This is a genomic window from Pseudomonas sp. ASL7, from assembly GCF_056680375.1.
The window spans coordinates 3518774-3534863 of sequence record NZ_CM155279.1; the positions used below are offsets into that span (position 1 = coordinate 3518774).

Below are 16090 nucleotides of genomic sequence, written 5' to 3' on the forward strand. Positions count from 1 at the left end.
AACGCTTGCCCCTCCATTCGGTGCCTCGCCTAGGCTCGGCATGCCCTCACTCCGGCATTGCTCCGGGGGCCCGCCGCCATCGGCCATCCATGGCCGGGGGCGGCTACCGCGGCATCCTTGCCGCGGTGCCCCCTGCGCAACGCCTGCGCTCGGCCTCTGGGAAAGGGGCAGGTAGATCAAAAGCCAAAGCCAAAGCAAGGGCAAGGGCAAGGGCAAGGGCAAGGGCAAGGGCAAGGGCAAGGGCAAGGGCAAGGGCAAGGGCAAGGGCAAGGGCAAGAGCTTCGCGAGCAATGTAGGAGCGAGCTTGCTCGCGATGAATTCGAAGGCAACGCATTTTTCCAGACAGCACGCGTTATCGTTCACGTCCATCGCGAGCAAGCTCGCTCCTACATTGGATATTGGGGCGGGGTAGCGCTTTTGATTCCCACCACTCATCAGGCCGAGCGTTAGCTCGCCTTCAGCTTTTGATCTTGACGCACCGCCCCCTCGAGAGGCCGAGTGGAGGTTCTGCGTAGTGGGCAACCCGGCATGGATGCCGGGTTAGCCGCCCCCGGCCATGGATGGCCGATGGCGGCGGGCCCACGGAGCAGGACCGGAGCGAGGGCATGCCGAGCCACAGCGAGGCACCGAACGAAAGGGGCATGAGCGCTTTGGTTACTTTCGCGCTCTTCGAAAGTGACTCGCTGTAAGAGCGAAACCAATAGCGGCCGCTACCCAAAAAACGGATATACACACAATCAAAGAGCCAGCCAAACTTCACGGCCTCGTCACCACTACCCCATCCCCAGCAGATACAAGTTCAGGCTCAGAATTCAACGCCTCCCACAACTCCATAGCACCAGGAAATTCCGTGCCATCTTCGGGGCTCAAGTCATCCGGGTCGTATCGGCTCAAACACCCCTCCCCCACTGTAGCGGGGGCCTTGGAAGTGGCTTTGTCCAGCGGATCGGCCATGATCAAATCCTCGTGCAGAAACGGCAAAGGGCCTGGGACGATTGAACGCCCAGGCCCTTCGAATTTCAACCGTGCAGTGCTGCGGTCAGAACACGACCGTTTTGTTGCCGTGCACCAACACCCGATCTTCCAGGTGATAACGCAGACCACGAGCCAGCACCATCTTCTCGACGTCACGACCGAAACGCACCATGTCCTCGATACTGTCGCTGTGACTCACACGCACCACGTCCTGTTCGATGATCGGACCCGCATCCAGCTCTTCGGTCACGTAGTGGCAAGTAGCGCCAATCAACTTCACGCCGCGCAAGGACGCTTGATGATACGGCTTGGCACCCACGAACGACGGCAGGAAGCTGTGGTGAATGTTGATCACCTTGTGGGCATATTCGCGGCACAACTGCGGTGGCAGGATTTGCATGTAACGGGCAAGTACGACCACTTCGGCATCGTGCTGTTTAACCAGGCGCGAGACTTCGGCAAACGCCGGCTCTTTGTCCTGCGAATTGACCGGTACGTGGTAATAAGGAATACCGTGCCACTCGACCATGCTGCGCAAGTCATCATGGTTGGAAATCACGCAGGAAATTTCGCAGTCCAGTTCATCACTGTGCCAGCGATGCAGCAAATCGGCCAGGCAGTGGGACTCGCGGCTGGCCATCAACACCACGCGCTTCTTCTGCGCCGTATCAGTGATGCGCCAGTCCATCGAGAACTCTTGCGCAATCGGTGCAAAGGCTTCGCGAAACGCTTCGATACCAAAAGGCAGCGAGTCGGCACGAATTTCGTGACGCATGAAGAACCAGCCACTGAGATTGTCCGAGTGATGGCTCGCCTCAGTGATCCAGCCGTTATGTGACGCCAGAAAGTTACTGACTTTAGCAACGATGCCGACGCGGTCCGGGCAAGAAATCACCAGCCGAAAAGTGCGCATGAGGGGGAAACTCCAGAACTTCGCAAAGGCCGTCATTCTAGCGATTACGCAGCAAAACTAAAGTATTGATGATGCCTTGCCTTGCACGTTGGTCCGGTGACTCAGGTGCTGGCGTTACCCTCTTCCCGCGCGATGGTGCTCTTGTAGCTAATCTTCAAGAGCTCAATTGTGAATATCTGTGACCCCTGCGTCAGGCTACTTAAATGCACATCCAATTTATCCGCTATTCACCGCAACTAAATTAAATAAACCCCGGTTAAATGTTTACTTGATGAAACACCCTGACTATTATTGCCTCACTGTCTTTTGCCATCCAGCGCCCAACATAAGGTAATCCTCATGTCCTTGATCAACGAATATCGCGCCACCGAAGAAGCTATCAAAGAGCTGCAAGCCCGTTTGAAGAATCTGTCCCAAGACGACAAACTGCAAACCGAGCTGGAATTCGAAGGCAAACTGCGCACCCTGATGGGCGAATACTCCAAGTCCCTGCGTGACATCATCGCACTGCTGGATCCAGAAGCCAAAACCAAGGCTGCACGTGGCGGCGCAGTAAAAACTACTGGCACCAAACGCGCTCGCAAAGTTAAACAATACAAAAACCCGCACAACGGCGAAGTCATCGAAACCAAAGGTGGCAACCACAAAACTCTGAAAGAGTGGAAAGCCAAGTGGGGCGGTGACGTGGTTGAAGGCTGGGCAACTCTGCTGGGCTAAGCCGCAGAGCTTGTCGCGGACTGATCCGCGATGAAAAGAACGCCAGCCGATGCTGGCGTTTTTTTATGCCCGATTGTCGAGCCATGGACATATTCGTTTTCAAAGATTCAAACGTTTGCGTAACCCGTGCACATAATCCTGCCACTCATTCAGCACCTGTCGCTGAAACGATGTAGCCGTAAAGTTCAATTGGGCTGCGGCTTCTACAAAAGTTTCCAGTGTATTGGGCGCCCCCCACTCGAGGTCTGACAAACGTTGCTGACAGAATATTCGCCAACGTTCTTGCTCTTCAAAATTCAACGTATCGGGGAAGTTACGTGCGCGATATCGAAACAATAATTCCGGCAAACGTTCATCATCGAAAGGCCATTGCTGTTGCGCCAATTGCACGGGGTCCGCGGTTCTGACTTGCTCACATAAACGCCGATCCCGATCACCGATAAAACCATCGTATAACTGTTGCTCAGGGTCTTGGCTCGGGGAAAAGTCTTCGCTCGCATAAATCGCCAGAACTTTATCGTGCCAAACTTTTTGTGCGTCACTTAGCCGCAGCGCCCGCGCCTGATAGAGCGCCATGTCCAGCTCGAGACGTTGCTGATCGACAGGACGAAGTACCGACAACGGTGCCACCACCGGGCATTTATTGATGTGGATAAGCTTGAGTGGCACCGGCAATTCGCCATCGGCCAGGTCATCGCGGCGGGTATACAACCGCTGGCGCAATGCTTCGGCATCCAGATCAAGCAGGTTTTGAGGATCCAGGTGCAGGTCACAGACAATCAGGGCGTTGCGGTTACGAGGGTGCCAAGCCAGCGGCAGCACCACACCGACGTAGTTGCGTGCTGCCGAAAAACGCCCGGAAACATGCACCATCGGCTGCAAGAGCCGAATCTGATCCATCACCCGTTGCTTACCGCGTAACTGAAACAGCCAGTCATACAGTTTTGGCTGCTTTTCGCGTATCAAGCGGGCAAGGGCAATGGTAGCGCGAACGTCCGACAGCGCTTCGTGGGCATTGCCATGATCAATACCGTTGGCGGCAGTCAGACGCTCAAGTTTGAGCGTAATCCGCCCATCGTCGTCCTTCGGCCAAACAATGCCATCCGGGCGCAAGGCATACGCCGCCCGCACCACATCGATCAGGTCCCAGCGGCTGTTACCGCCCTGCCACTCACGTGCGTAAGGGTCGAAAAAGTTTCGGTACAAGCTGTAGCGGGTCATTTCGTCGTCGAAACGCAGCGTGTTGTACCCCGCGCCACAGGTGCCGGGCGTTGCCAGCTGCGCATGCACCCGGGTCATGAAATCGGCTTCGCTCAGTCCTTGCTCGGCCAGTCGACCGGGCGTAATACCGGTGATCGCGCAGGCGGCAGGGTGCGGCAGGATGTCGTCGCTGGGCTGGCAGTAGAGGTTGACCGGCTCGTCGATTTCATTGAGATCGACGTCGGTGCGAATCCCCGCCATTTGTAGCGGACGGTCGCAACGGGGGTTGATGCCCGTGGTTTCGTAGTCGTACCAGAAGATGGAGGTCACGGGCAGTTCCTGAACTGATGATCGGCGAAGTCTAGGCGTTCACATCCCGCCCCGGCCAGTAGTCCCGCAAAAACGCTGGGGCCAGCGTTGGTGACGCACTATTTGAATTGGAAGCGCGGTGGTGTCGCGTAGGATTGGGCACACCTGTAGGAGCGAGCTTGCTCGCGAAGGACTTGAGAGCAACGCGTTTATTCAGGAAGAACGCGTTACCGTTAAGGTCCTTCGCGAGCAAGCTCGCTCCTACAGGAGGAGTTATCAGACAGACGCCGGCAACGGCTGAAAACTGAAGTACTGGCGCAGCGCACTGACCAGTTGCCCATATTCCGGCGGTGCCCGTTGCAGGCTAAAACCGGCGTCATAGTGATGGGGGTTGGCATCTTCATGGCACCACAAACAACACGCCCGCACATCAATGACTTGCACAATGCCGCCACTTGCGGGGATTTTCAGGCGCAGATCGAAATCGGCGCCGATCATCATCGGCAACTGACTGATGAGCATTAGCCCGTCTTCGCTCACGTTGCCCAGGAAGCCGATGGGTTTGTCGGTGATGCTGTTGAACACTCTCAGAAAATACGGCAGTTGATGCCGCTCGATCCGGCGGTCAGTAAACATGCTGAATTCGCTACGCAAGACCCTTAAGCAGGGCCGCACTAATGCTTCGGAACGGGTCTGCCTGGCAAACGCGCTCTCCCCGATCCCGGTGCGACAATCCGTGGAACCGTTGCCGCTTACGTCTGCCGATCACAGGTGTTACGTCGGCTTGGAGACATAACTCCAAAACCGATTCTTTCGACTATAGCTCACCGTCATCGGTCGGCCAGCCTTTAGATGAGCGCTGCGATCAGAACTGTGTCGGGCGCACGACCGCGGCGGAACGAATCGGGTAATGACCCAGGCTCTGCAAGGTTTCCAGCCGTGCGCGGGCGCGATAGGCGTACTCGCTTTCCGGATAGGTCGCGATGATGAACTGGTAAGTCTGGGCCGCATCAATAAACATCATCTGACGTTCCAGGCAGAGGCCGCGCATCATCGACACTTCCGGTTGCACGTAGCGGCGCTCGCGGCTGTCGCGGTCGACCTTGGATAATTCAAGCATCACTTGCTCGCAATTGCCCCGGTCATAGGCGCTGTAGGCGTTATTCAAATGGTGGTTCATCGACCAACGGGTGCAGCCCACAACACTGAGGGCAAGGGCGGCTATGAGCACGAATCGCATGGGGGTTCTCCTGTCTTGAGCTCTGTATCGACCCGTTGGCGAAAATCTTCAAGAATGTTCATTTAAAGAAACAAGCGAATAAGTAGTGCACATGAACAATGACTACAACCGGAGAGCATAGTAGCCTCACTCAGCGCTTGAACTCAGGAGTCTTTGCATGTCCGTCCGTCGTACCAAAATCGTCGCTACCCTTGGCCCGGCCAGTAACTCGCCGGAAGTTCTCGAACAGCTGATTCTGGCTGGCCTGGACGTCGCCCGCCTGAACTTCTCCCACGGCACCCCCGACGAGCACAAGGCTCGCGCGAAGCTGGTGCGTGACCTCGCTGCCAAGCACGGGCGCTTCGTCGCTCTGCTGGGTGACCTGCAAGGCCCGAAAATCCGTATCGCCAAATTCGCCAACAAGAAGATCGAGCTGAAGATCGGTGATCAATTCACCTTCTCCACCAGCCATCCGTTGACCGAAGGCAACCAGCAAGTGGTCGGCATCGATTACCCGGATCTGGTCAAGGATTGCGGCGTAGGCGATGAGCTGCTGCTCGACGATGGCCGCGTGGTCATGCGCGTCGATACCGCCACCGCCACCGAACTGAATTGCACCGTACTGATCGGCGGACCGCTGTCCGACCATAAAGGCATCAACCGTCGCGGCGGCGGTCTGACGGCTCCGGCCCTGACTGAAAAAGACAAGGCCGACATCAAGCTCGCTGCGGAAATGGAAGTCGACTACCTCGCGGTATCCTTCCCGCGCGATGCCGCCGACATGGAATACGCCCGTCAACTGCGCGACGAGGCTGGCGGTACTGCCTGGCTGGTGGCGAAGATCGAACGCGCCGAAGCCGTCGCCGACGACGATACCCTCGATGCGCTGATCAAAGCCTCCGATGCGGTGATGGTTGCCCGTGGTGACCTGGGTGTGGAAATCGGCGACGCCGAGCTGGTGGGCATTCAGAAGAAAATCATTCTGCACGCACGCCGCCACAACAAGGCTGTGATTGTCGCGACCCAGATGATGGAGTCGATGATCCAGAACCCGATGCCGACCCGCGCCGAAGTGTCAGACGTGGCCAACGCCGTGCTCGACTACACCGACGCCGTGATGCTCTCGGCTGAAAGTGCTGCGGGCCTGTACCCGCTGGAAGCAGTGCAAGCCATGGCGCGCATCTGCGTCGGCGCTGAAAAGCACCCGACCAGCAAGACCTCCAGCCACCGTATCGGCAAGGTCTTCGAAAGCTGCGACCAGAGCATCGCCCTCGCGGCCATGTACACCGCCAACCACTTCCCGGGCGTAAAAGCGATCATCGCCTTGACCGAAAGTGGCTACACGCCGTTGATCATGTCGCGCATCCGTTCCTCGGTGCCGATCTACGCGTTCTCCCCGCACCGCGAAACCCAGGCTCGCGCCGCCCTGTTCCGTGGCGTCTACACCGTACCGTTCGACCCGGCGTCCTTGCCGCCTGAGCAAGTCAGCCAGGCTGCGATCGACGAGTTGCTCAAGCGCGGTGTCGTCGAGAAAGGCGACTGGGTCATCCTGACCAAGGGCGACAGCTACCACACCATCGGTGGCACCAACGGGATGAAAATCCTGCACGTTGGCGATCCGATGGTCTGAGTGATCGACCGCTGAAAAACAAAAGCCCCGCCATGTGAATGGCGGGGCTTTTGCGTTTCTGAGCCTGAAGATGTGTTGCCTGTGGGGCCCCTTCGTCGGAACGCCGCCCGGAGCCGGCTCGCTCCCACACTGATTTCACAAACACTGGAGATTAAATGTGGGAGCGAGCCTGCTCGCGAAGGGGGCCGCACAGACACCGAAGAAAATCAGCGCTCAACCACGAGGAGTGAAAACATCGGCCAGCAGTTGATTACGCGGCAGTCCCGCCAGGTACAAACGTCGGGAAAAGGCGTCGACGCTATCGGGAGACCCGCAGACCAGAGCCAGGGTTTGTCGGGAAACCAGGCGCAGTTGCGCTAATGCTTCTGGTAACCCGGCAGGGGTCCAGAGCTCGACACTGAGGTTCGGACGGCTGGCGGCCATGGCTTGCAGGGGCTTGGCCAGATAGTGCTCAGTGGCATCATGGGCCAGGTGAATAACGCGGATAACGCCCTGATGATCCTGACGCAATGCTTCGCGCAGGACGCCGAACAAAGGTCCCAGACCGGTGCCCGATGCCATCAACCAGAGCGGTCGGTTGTGCCAGTCAGCGTCGTAATGCAAGGCGCCGCCGCGCAACTCACCGAGGCTGATCAAATCACCAATCCGCAGCTGGCGCGCGGCATCGCTGAAGGCTCCCGGCTGACGACAATCGATATGGAACTCCAGAAAGCGGTCCTCTTCCGGCAGGCTGGCCAACGAATACGGCCGCGCCACGCTACCGGCCCACAGCACCAGATGTTGTCCGGCGCCGTAGCGCAAAGGTCGTTGCGGGGTCAGGCGCAAGCGCAGCACGCTGGCACACAACCAATCGACGGCCGCGACCTCGGCCGGGAGCCCGTCCTGCTCCGGGTCAAAGGTGTGCACCTGCAAATCTTCGGTCACCTGACACTGGCAGGCCAGGCGCCAGCCTTGCTGACGCTGGTCGGCGCTCAAGGCATCAGGTCGGCTGTCGCTGGGCAGCCCTTGTACACACTGCACCAGGCAGGCATGACAACTGCCGGCGCGACAGCTGTAAGGCACTGACACGCCATTTTGATTCAACGCATCAAGCAAATTGCTGCCGGTCGCCACCGACCAGTGGCGTTCTCCCACGCGCAATTCAGGCATCAACGTTCTCCCACGCCGCCGCGCAACGATTGCGACCGTCACGTTTAGCGCGATAGAGCGCCTGATCCGCCCGCTGCAAAGCGTCGTCGAGATCATCGTCCAGTTCCAGCAGCGTCATGCCAGCGCTAAGGCTGAGGTTCCTCACGTTAAGGCCGATCAACTCGACATCGGTGAATGCAATGCGCAGCCGTTCGCAACACGAGGTCAATCGCTCGGCATTGCAATCGGGCAACAACAGCACGAACTCTTCGCCACCGTAGCGGGCCAGCACATCCCCCTCGCGCAGGCAGGCAGTGGCAACGCCGGCAAAGGCTTGCAGCACCTGATCGCCGGCGGCGTGACCGTGGACATCGTTGATCCGTTTGAAATGGTCGAGGTCGATCAGCGCCAAGCCATGCACGACCCCGACTTCCATGGTGTTCAGCTCGCGGGAAGCCAGGCGCAGGAAATGTCGGCGATTGAACAGCCCGGTCAGTTCATCGGTCGCCACCAAGTCTTCGAGCTGGCGCATCATCCCCCGCAACGTGTCCTGGTGCGCCTGCAAAGCAAACCGCCGCTGACGCATGCGTTGCCGCGAGGCCTGGACGTGACGGGCGTAGAGCACCAGCCAGACCAGCACAATAAACAACACACATACCTGCAGCACCGCCAGTGCCGGATCGGCTAGTTGGAAGTGGTAGCCCTCCCATAGCGTGATTGCGCTGAAACTGAAGAAAACCAACAGCGCGCAACGAGTCAAGGCCCGGCGTGACAGATGGAACAGGCCGAACAGCAGAATCAGTACGTAGAACACCAGAAAGGCGCCGCGAGCCACATCCAGATGGGCGATCAGCCAGGTTTGCCAACCCAGTCCCAGCAACACCTGCGCTTCGGTCAGGCTCGGATCGTCGAACCGAAGGTTGAAACCCGAATAAAACACCGCGAAAAGCGCCCCCTGGCTGATGACGACAAGCGCACTGCCGACGGCCACGCTGGCTAATGGCTCATCGTAGTGGCCAGTGAAAAATGCCAGCCACAACAAAACCAGAGCCAGGGCGTAAGTGCCGGCTGCGAGGGCAAAACGTTTGAGCAAAAGGCGCTGGAGGGCGTTATGGGTCAATCGTTGACTCACCGTGCGAAAGGAGGCTGTTGGAGTGTCTACTCTACAGGCCGAATGCCACTTTAGTGGCGTGTCTGATAAATGACCATTCAATTTTAGGGGCTGAAAAATTGGCGCCAAAGCCATGCCCCTTATTCATACCTTGCTCGCGATGGACCCACACCTTGTAGGAGCGAGCTTGCTCGCGATGGACGTAAACGATGACGCGTACTGTCTGGAAAAATGCGTCGCCTTCTAATTTATCGCGAGCAAGCTCGCTCCTACAGGGATCGTGTGCGGTATACGACCAATGTTTGACCGTCGGCGCGTGTACCCGGAACCGAGGCGCGGTATACTGCCGCGCCTTTTTAGCGTCGCGCCAGCACCCCGGCGTGCCTTGTAAAGGTGCTTGCAACCGACCGATGCACCCAAGCTGCAAGCACCTTATTGAATGTTCCCGTCTTTTAGAGGAGCGCGACTCATGACCGTGATCAAGCAAGACGACCTGATTCAGAGCGTTGCCGACGCCCTGCAGTTCATTTCCTATTACCACCCCGTTGACTTCATCCAGGCGATGCACGAGGCCTACCTGCGTGAAGAATCGCCGGCAGCGCGCGATTCGATGGCGCAAATCCTGATCAACTCGCGTATGTGCGCCACCGGCCACCGCCCGATTTGCCAGGACACCGGCATCGTCACCGTCTTTGTACGCGTGGGCATGGACGTACGTTGGGATGGCGCCACCATGGGCCTGGACGACATGATCAACGAAGGCGTGCGCCGGGCTTACAACCTGCCGGAAAACGTCCTGCGTGCTTCGATCCTCGCCGACCCGGCGGGTGCTCGTAAAAACACCAAGGACAACACCCCGGCCGTTATCCACTACTCCATCGTTCCGGGTAACACCGTGGAAGTGGACGTGGCGGCCAAGGGCGGCGGTTCCGAGAACAAGTCGAAAATGGCCATGCTCAACCCGTCCGACTCGATCGTCGACTGGGTACTGAAGACCGTTCCGACCATGGGCGCCGGCTGGTGCCCACCGGGCATGCTGGGCATTGGCATCGGCGGCACCGCCGAGAAAGCCGCGGTGATGGCCAAGGAAGTGTTGATGGAATCCATCGACATTCACGAGCTGAAAAAGCGCGGTCCGTCCAACCGTATCGAAGAGATGCGTCTGGAGCTGTTCGAGAAGGTCAACCAACTGGGCATCGGCGCCCAGGGCCTGGGTGGCCTGACCACCGTCCTCGACGTGAAGATCATGGACTACCCGACTCACGCCGCTTCGTTGCCGGTGTGCATGATCCCCAACTGCGCCGCCACCCGTCACGCCCACTTCGTGCTCGACGGTTCCGGCCCGGCCTCGCTGGAAGCGCCACCGCTGGATGCCTACCCGGAAATCGTCTGGGAAGCCGGTCCATCGGCCCGTCGCGTCAACCTCGACACCCTGACCCCGGAAGACGTGCAGAGCTGGAAGCCGGGCGAAACCGTCCTGCTCAACGGCAAGATGCTCACCGGTCGCGACGCAGCGCACAAGCGCATGGTCGAGATGCTGAACAAGGGTGAAACCTTGCCGGTGGACCTCAAGGGTCGCTTCATCTACTACGTCGGCCCGGTCGATCCGGTGCGCGAAGAAGTGGTGGGGCCTGCCGGTCCGACCACCGCAACGCGGATGGACAAGTTCACCCGTCAGATCCTCGAGCAAACCGGCCTGCTGGGCATGATCGGCAAATCCGAGCGCGGCCCGACCGCGATCGAAGCGATCAAGGACCACAAAGCCGTGTACCTGATGGCGGTTGGCGGCGCGGCTTACCTGGTGGCGCAAGCCATCAAGAAATCCCGCGTGGTGGCATTCGCCGAACTGGGCATGGAAGCGATCTACGAGTTCGACGTCAAAGACATGCCGGTTACCGTCGCTGTCGACAGCAAGGGTGAGTCAGTACACATCACCGGTCCTGCCATCTGGCAGAAAAAGATCAGTGAAAGCCTGGCGGTAGAAGTGCAGTAAGCGCTTAGACTGACAAAGCAAAGGCGACAGGGGGTTACTCCTGTCGCCTTTTTTGTTGCCCACGGTTTTTGCCCACGCCTGCTCTTGTGGGAGCGAGCTTGCTCGCGATGGTGTGTCAGCTAAACAGGTGTCGACTGACACTCCATCGCGAGCAAGCTCGCTCCTACAAGGGGACGGGTTGGTTTTGTGGGATGACAGGGGAAGCCCATGATATGGTGCGGCCCCCTCCTGAATACGCGTGTAATGCCCCGCATGTCTGAGTTTTCGCGCCCTCTGCGCCTGTCGCTGTACACCTTTGTGATCCTCGCCGGCGCCGTTCTCGCAGCCACCCTGGCCATGCGTCACGCCGAGCGCCAGGCCCTGGTGGAAGACGCGGCCCGCGCCAATCAGCAGCTGGCGCTGTACGCCACGTCCCTGCACACCCTGATCGAACGTTACCGCGCCCTGCCCGCCGTGCTGGCGCTGGACCCGCAATTGCGTTCGGCGCTCAAGGGTGCAGTGAGCCCCGAGCAACAGGACACGCTGAACCGCAAGCTGGAAAAGATCAACGGGGCTGCCGAGTCCTCGACCCTTGAACTGCTCGATCACACCGGCCTCGCCGTGGCGGCGAGCAACTGGCGCTTGCCCAGCAGTTACGTCGGCCACAACTACGGCTTTCGCCCCTACTTCAGCCAGACCCGCACCCAGGGCACCGGGCGTTTTTATGCGGTGGGCGTGACCAGCGGGATTCCGGGTTACTTCCTGTCCAGTGCCGTCACCGATGACAACGGCGAGTTTCTCGGCGCGATGGTGGTGAAACTCGAGTTTCCGGAACTGGAGCGCGAATGGAGCCAGGGCAGCGACACGCTGTTGGTCAGCGATGCACGCGGGATCATCTTCATCGCCAACCAGCCGGGCTGGCGCTATCGCTTGTTGAAACCGTTGAATGACAGTGATCACGCCGAACTCAAGACCACCCGCCAATATGACAAGCAGCCGCTGACGCTGCTTGACGCTCAATCGCTGCGGCGCTTCGACGACAACAGTGAACTGGCGCGGGTCGATGGCCCCGAAGGTCAAAAGGACTACCTGTGGGAATCCCTGCCGCTGGCCACCGAAGGCTGGACGCTGCACCTGTTGCGCCACCCGCAAGTTGCCTTCGAAGACAGTCGCAACGCCGCGCTCGCTGCTGCCGGGTTGTGGCTGACGCTGGTGTTCCTGCTGCTGTTTCTCAACCAGCGCTGGCGCCTGGCGAAAATGCGCCAGCGCAGTCGCGAAGAGCTCGAACAACTGGTGGAAGAACGCACCCGCGACTTGCGCACCGCGCAGGATGGGCTGGTGCAATCGGCCAAACTCGCCGCCCTCGGCCAAATGTCGGCCGCGCTGGCCCATGAGATCAACCAGCCGCTGACCGCACAGCGCATGCAACTCGCGACACTGCGCCTGCTGCTCAATCACGGCCGGGTCGACGACGCCTACAAGGCGCTCAAGCCGGTGGACGACATGCTGACGCGCATGGCCGCCCTCACCGGCCACCTGAAAACCTTCGCCCGCAAAAGCCCCAGCGGCTTGCGCGAACGTCTTGATCTTGCCGCCGTCGTCGACCAATCGTTGCACCTGCTCGACACCAGGTTACGCGACGAACAGGTCAGCACGGTCTTGCACCTGACGCGCCCGGCCTGGGTGCGCGGCGATGCGATTCGTCTGGAACAGGTGTTGATCAATCTGCTGCGCAACGCCCTGGATGCGATGCAGGATAAACCCTGCAAGCGCCTGGAAATCCGCCTCGAAGCCAACGAACAACTCTGGCGCCTGACCGTCGCCGACAACGGTGGCGGCATCGCCGAAGAACATCTGCCGAAAGTGTTCGATCCGTTTTTCACCACCAAAGCGGTGGGCGATGGCCTGGGCATTGGCTTGGCGGTATCGTTCGCCATCGTTCACGAATCGGGCGGCCGCCTGAGTGCGGGCAATCAGGGCAATGGGGCAGTCTTCACCCTGACGCTGCCAATTGATCTGGAGGTGGCTGGCGCATGCTGAACTCAGTGATGGTGGTCGACGATGAAAGCAGCATCCGCAGTGCCGTCGAACAGTGGCTGAGCCTGTCGGGGTTCGACGTGCAACTGTTCAGCCGCGCCGATGAATGCCTGGCGCAGTTGCCCGAACACTTCCCCGGCGTGATCCTCAGCGACGTGCGCATGCCCGGCATGACCGGTCTGCAATTGCTGGCCGAAGTGCAGCGCCGTGATGCCGATTTGCCGGTGATTCTGCTGACCGGCCACGGCGATGTGCCGATGGCCGTCGATGCGATGCGCGATGGCGCCTACGACTTTCTGGAAAAACCCTTCAGCCCCGAAACCCTGCTCGGCAGCTTGCGCCGCGCGCTGGACAAGCGCCGGCTGGTGCTGGAAAACCGCGCCTTGCACCAGCAAGCGGACAACCGCGCAAAACTCGATGCGACCTTGCTCGGGGTATCCCGTGGCTTGCAGACCTTGCGTCGGCAGGTGCTGGACCTGGCGGCGTTGCCGGTCAACGTGTTGATCCGCGGTGAAACCGGCAGCGGCAAGGAATTGGTTGCCCGCTGCCTGCATGACTTCGGTCCGCGTGCCAGCCAGCCATTTGTGGCCCTCAATTGTGCGGCGATTCCGGAGCAATTGTTCGAAGCCGAGCTGTTCGGGCACGAGAGCGGCGCCTTCACCGGCGCCCAGGGCAAACGCATCGGCAAGCTGGAATACGCCGATGGCGGCACGCTGTTTCTCGATGAAATCGAAAGCATGCCGCTGGCCCAGCAAGTGAAATTGCTGCGGGTATTGCAGGAGCAAAAGCTGGAGCGCTTGGGGTCGAACCAGAGCATTCGCGTGGACTTGCGGATCATTGCCGCGACCAAACCCGACCTGTTGGATGAGGCGCGCGCCGGACGCTTTCGCGAAGACTTGGCCTATCGATTGAACGTGGCCGAGTTGCGTCTGCCGCCGTTGCGCGAACGTCGGGAAGACATTCCGTTGTTGTTCGATTCGTTTGCGCAAAATGCCGCCGAGCGCTTGGGCCGCAGCGTTGCACCGTTGACCGGTGCGCAGCTGAGCCATCTGCTGAGCCATGACTGGCCGGGCAATGTGCGCGAACTGGCGAACGTCGCCGAACGCCAGGTATTGGGGCTGGGCGAGCCTACGCCCGCGAGCATCGATCCAGGGCAATCACTGGCAGCGCAGCAGGAAGCGTTCGAAGCGCATTGCTTGCGCGCGGCGTTGACCCGGCATAAGGGGGATGTGAAAGCGGTGCTTGAAGAGCTGCAACTGCCGCGCCGCACCTTCAATGAAAAAATGCAGCGGCATGGGTTGAGTCGGGAAATGTTTTTGCAGGACAGCTGATTTTTTGTTGCCTGGTCTGGCCTCATCGCGGCTGAATAAGCGATTTTCCGCTCACCCTCCTTCCTGAATAAGCGGATTTCCGCTCACGGATTCCTCTTACCCCCTCTAAACCGGCGCTCTTTGATATGGCACACCTCCTGCTATAGCTCCCTCAGGCTGCGTTTAATCGCGCTCCACAAAAACAATTAAATGAAGGATCCTCAATGGATAACTCCAACGCCCTGCCCCTTGGGTCGGCTGCCGTGCCCGCCAAAGAACGAACCACCTCCAGCCGCATCAAATCGATCTTCAGCGGTTCGGTCGGCAACATGGTCGAGTGGTACGACTGGTACGTCTACGCCGCCTTCTCCCTGTACTTCGCCAAAGCCTTTTTCCCCAAAGGCGACACCACCGCGCAACTGCTGAACACCGCCGCGATTTTCGCCGTGGGCTTCCTGATGCGCCCGATCGGTGGCTGGCTCATGGGCCTTTACGCAGACAAGGTCGGTCGTAAAGCCGCACTGATGGCCTCGGTCTATCTGATGTGCTTCGGCTCCCTGCTGATCGCGCTGAGCCCGGGTTATGAAACCATCGGCATCGGCGCGCCGATCCTGCTGGTGTTCGCACGCTTGCTGCAAGGCCTGTCGGTGGGTGGCGAGTACGGCACCTCGGCGACGTACCTCAGCGAGATGGCGACCAAGGAACGTCGCGGCTTCTACTCCAGCTTCCAGTACGTGACCCTGATCTCCGGTCAGCTCATCGCCCTGGCGGTGTTGATCGTGCTGCAACAGACCCTGACCACCGAGCAACTGTACGATTGGGGCTGGCGCATCCCGTTCGCAATCGGTGCGCTGTGTGCCGTGGTCGCGCTCTACCTGCGTCGTGGCATGGAAGAAACCGAGTCGTTCACCAAGAAAGAGAAGGCCAAGGAAAGCGCGATGCGCACCTTGATGCGCCATCCGAAGGAATTGATGACCGTGGTCGGCCTGACCATGGGCGGCACCCTGGCGTTCTACACCTACACCACGTACATGCAGAAATACCTGGTGAACACGGTCGGCATGAGCATCTCCGACTCCACTACGATTTCGGCAGCCACGCTGTTCCTGTTTATGTGTTTGCAACCGCTGGTGGGCGGGTTGTCGGATAAGGTCGGTCGTCGGCCGATCCTGATTGCCTTCGGCATTCTGGGGACGCTGTTCACCGTGCCGATCCTGACCACCCTGCACACCGTGCAAACCTGGTGGGGCGCGTTCTTCCTGATCATGGCGGCGCTGATCATCGTCAGCGGCTACACCTCGATCAACGCAGTGGTCAAAGCCGAATTGTTCCCGACCGAGATTCGTGCGCTGGGCGTTGGTTTGCCCTACGCGCTGACCGTGTCGATCTTCGGCGGCACTGCTGAATACATCGCGCTGTGGTTCAAGAGCATTGGCATGGAAACCGGTTACTACTGGTATGTGACGGCGTGCATTGCGGTCTCGTTGCTGGTCTACGTGACCATGAAAGACACCCGCAAGCATTCGCGGATCGAGACGGACTGACAGCTAGATGTAAGGTGGCTGTTAT

At 59.4% G+C, this 16090-nt stretch carries 13 protein-coding genes; 6 read left to right on the plus strand and 7 right to left on the minus strand.

Annotation, left to right across the window (positions count from 1 at the left end):
• Positions 1–756 precede the first annotated feature (756 nt).
• Both AC1MDT_RS16250 and purU read right to left on the minus strand, forming a co-directional pair.
• On the minus strand, positions 757–954 hold the full coding sequence (locus AC1MDT_RS16250) for a hypothetical protein (RefSeq protein WP_480418090.1): 198 nt from the start codon (positions 952–954) through the stop codon (positions 757–759).
• 85 nt (positions 955–1039) lie between these two features.
• Positions 1040–1888, minus strand: a complete 849-nt coding sequence (purU, locus tag AC1MDT_RS16255; protein ID WP_480418091.1) for a formyltetrahydrofolate deformylase — start codon at positions 1886–1888, stop codon at positions 1040–1042.
• Between the two features lie 339 nt (positions 1889–2227).
• Here purU and mvaT point away from each other — a divergent pair, with 339 nt between their 5' ends.
• Positions 2228–2605, plus strand: coding sequence for a histone-like nucleoid-structuring protein MvaT (gene mvaT / locus AC1MDT_RS16260; protein WP_414910161.1), 378 nt, complete (start codon positions 2228–2230; stop codon positions 2603–2605).
• Between the two features lie 99 nt (positions 2606–2704).
• On the opposite strand, the gene sbcB is transcribed toward mvaT, so the two are convergent.
• The 3 genes from sbcB to AC1MDT_RS16275 all read right to left on the minus strand — a co-directional run bounded on the left by sbcB (position 2705) and on the right by AC1MDT_RS16275 (position 5354).
• Positions 2705–4135 carry an exodeoxyribonuclease I gene (sbcB, locus tag AC1MDT_RS16265; protein WP_480418092.1) on the minus strand — a complete coding sequence of 477 codons (1431 nt, stop codon included), beginning with the start codon at positions 4133–4135 and terminating at the stop codon, positions 2705–2707.
• Between the two features lie 255 nt (positions 4136–4390).
• Positions 4391–4750 carry a PilZ domain-containing protein gene (locus AC1MDT_RS16270; protein WP_414910159.1) on the minus strand — a complete coding sequence of 120 codons (360 nt, stop codon included), beginning with the start codon at positions 4748–4750 and terminating at the stop codon, positions 4391–4393.
• A 229-nt stretch (positions 4751–4979) separates the two neighbouring features.
• Complete coding sequence (locus tag AC1MDT_RS16275; RefSeq protein WP_480418093.1) at positions 4980–5354, minus strand: tetratricopeptide repeat protein; 375 nt, start codon at positions 5352–5354, stop codon at positions 4980–4982.
• Positions 5355–5511: 157 nt separating this feature from the next.
• Here AC1MDT_RS16275 and pyk point away from each other — a divergent pair, with 157 nt between their 5' ends.
• A complete protein-coding gene (gene pyk / locus AC1MDT_RS16280) occupies positions 5512–6963 on the plus strand; it encodes a pyruvate kinase (RefSeq protein ID WP_480418094.1) in 1452 nt (483 codons plus the stop codon).
• A 213-nt stretch (positions 6964–7176) separates the two neighbouring features.
• Here pyk and AC1MDT_RS16285 read toward each other — a convergent pair whose 3' ends face one another.
• Positions 7177–8112: an iron-sulfur-binding ferredoxin reductase gene (locus tag AC1MDT_RS16285; RefSeq protein WP_480418095.1), complete on the minus strand. Its 936-nt coding sequence runs from the start codon at positions 8110–8112 to the stop codon at positions 7177–7179.
• Complete coding sequence (locus tag AC1MDT_RS16290; RefSeq protein WP_480418096.1) at positions 8105–9211, minus strand: GGDEF domain-containing protein; 1107 nt, start codon at positions 9209–9211, stop codon at positions 8105–8107. Before AC1MDT_RS16290 ends, AC1MDT_RS16285 begins: the two co-directional genes overlap by 8 nt.
• Before the next feature lie 460 nt (positions 9212–9671).
• Here AC1MDT_RS16290 and AC1MDT_RS16295 point away from each other — a divergent pair, with 460 nt between their 5' ends.
• The 4 genes from AC1MDT_RS16295 to AC1MDT_RS16310 all read left to right on the plus strand — a co-directional run bounded on the left by AC1MDT_RS16295 (position 9672) and on the right by AC1MDT_RS16310 (position 16065).
• Entirely contained in the window at positions 9672–11195 is a 1524-nt protein-coding gene (locus AC1MDT_RS16295) for a fumarate hydratase (RefSeq protein ID WP_057960547.1), read from the plus strand.
• Between the two features lie 252 nt (positions 11196–11447).
• Positions 11448–13214 (plus strand): sensor histidine kinase, encoded by a 1767-nt coding sequence (locus AC1MDT_RS16300; RefSeq protein WP_480418097.1) that lies wholly within the window; start codon positions 11448–11450, stop codon positions 13212–13214.
• Positions 13208–14542 (plus strand): sigma-54-dependent transcriptional regulator, encoded by a 1335-nt coding sequence (locus AC1MDT_RS16305; RefSeq protein ID WP_480418098.1) that lies wholly within the window; start codon positions 13208–13210, stop codon positions 14540–14542. Before AC1MDT_RS16300 ends, AC1MDT_RS16305 begins: the two co-directional genes overlap by 7 nt.
• 203 nt (positions 14543–14745) lie before the next feature.
• Positions 14746–16065, plus strand: a complete 1320-nt coding sequence (locus tag AC1MDT_RS16310; RefSeq protein WP_480418099.1) for an MFS transporter — start codon at positions 14746–14748, stop codon at positions 16063–16065.
• Positions 16066–16090: the final 25 nt, after the last annotated feature.

What these genes read in the sequence shown, in the direction of transcription:
- AC1MDT_RS16250 (WP_480418090.1), bottom strand. Translation starts at nt 954, where the DNA reads ATGGCCGATCCGCTGGACAAAGCCACTTCCAAGGCCCCCGCTACAGTG.
- purU (WP_480418091.1), bottom strand. Translation starts at nt 1,888, where the DNA reads ATGCGCACTTTTCGGCTGGTGATTTCTTGCCCGGACCGCGTCGGCATC.
- mvaT (WP_414910161.1), top strand. Translation starts at nt 2,228, where the DNA reads ATGTCCTTGATCAACGAATATCGCGCCACCGAAGAAGCTATCAAAGAG.
- AC1MDT_RS16270 (WP_414910159.1), bottom strand. Translation starts at nt 4,750, where the DNA reads ATGTTTACTGACCGCCGGATCGAGCGGCATCAACTGCCGTATTTTCTG.
- AC1MDT_RS16275 (WP_480418093.1), bottom strand. Translation starts at nt 5,354, where the DNA reads ATGCGATTCGTGCTCATAGCCGCCCTTGCCCTCAGTGTTGTGGGCTGC.
- pyk (WP_480418094.1), top strand. Translation starts at nt 5,512, where the DNA reads ATGTCCGTCCGTCGTACCAAAATCGTCGCTACCCTTGGCCCGGCCAGT.
- AC1MDT_RS16285 (WP_480418095.1), bottom strand. Translation starts at nt 8,112, where the DNA reads ATGCCTGAATTGCGCGTGGGAGAACGCCACTGGTCGGTGGCGACCGGC.
- AC1MDT_RS16295 (WP_057960547.1), top strand. Translation starts at nt 9,672, where the DNA reads ATGACCGTGATCAAGCAAGACGACCTGATTCAGAGCGTTGCCGACGCC.
- AC1MDT_RS16300 (WP_480418097.1), top strand. Translation starts at nt 11,448, where the DNA reads ATGTCTGAGTTTTCGCGCCCTCTGCGCCTGTCGCTGTACACCTTTGTG.
- AC1MDT_RS16305 (WP_480418098.1), top strand. Translation starts at nt 13,208, where the DNA reads ATGCTGAACTCAGTGATGGTGGTCGACGATGAAAGCAGCATCCGCAGT.
- AC1MDT_RS16310 (WP_480418099.1), top strand. Translation starts at nt 14,746, where the DNA reads ATGGATAACTCCAACGCCCTGCCCCTTGGGTCGGCTGCCGTGCCCGCC.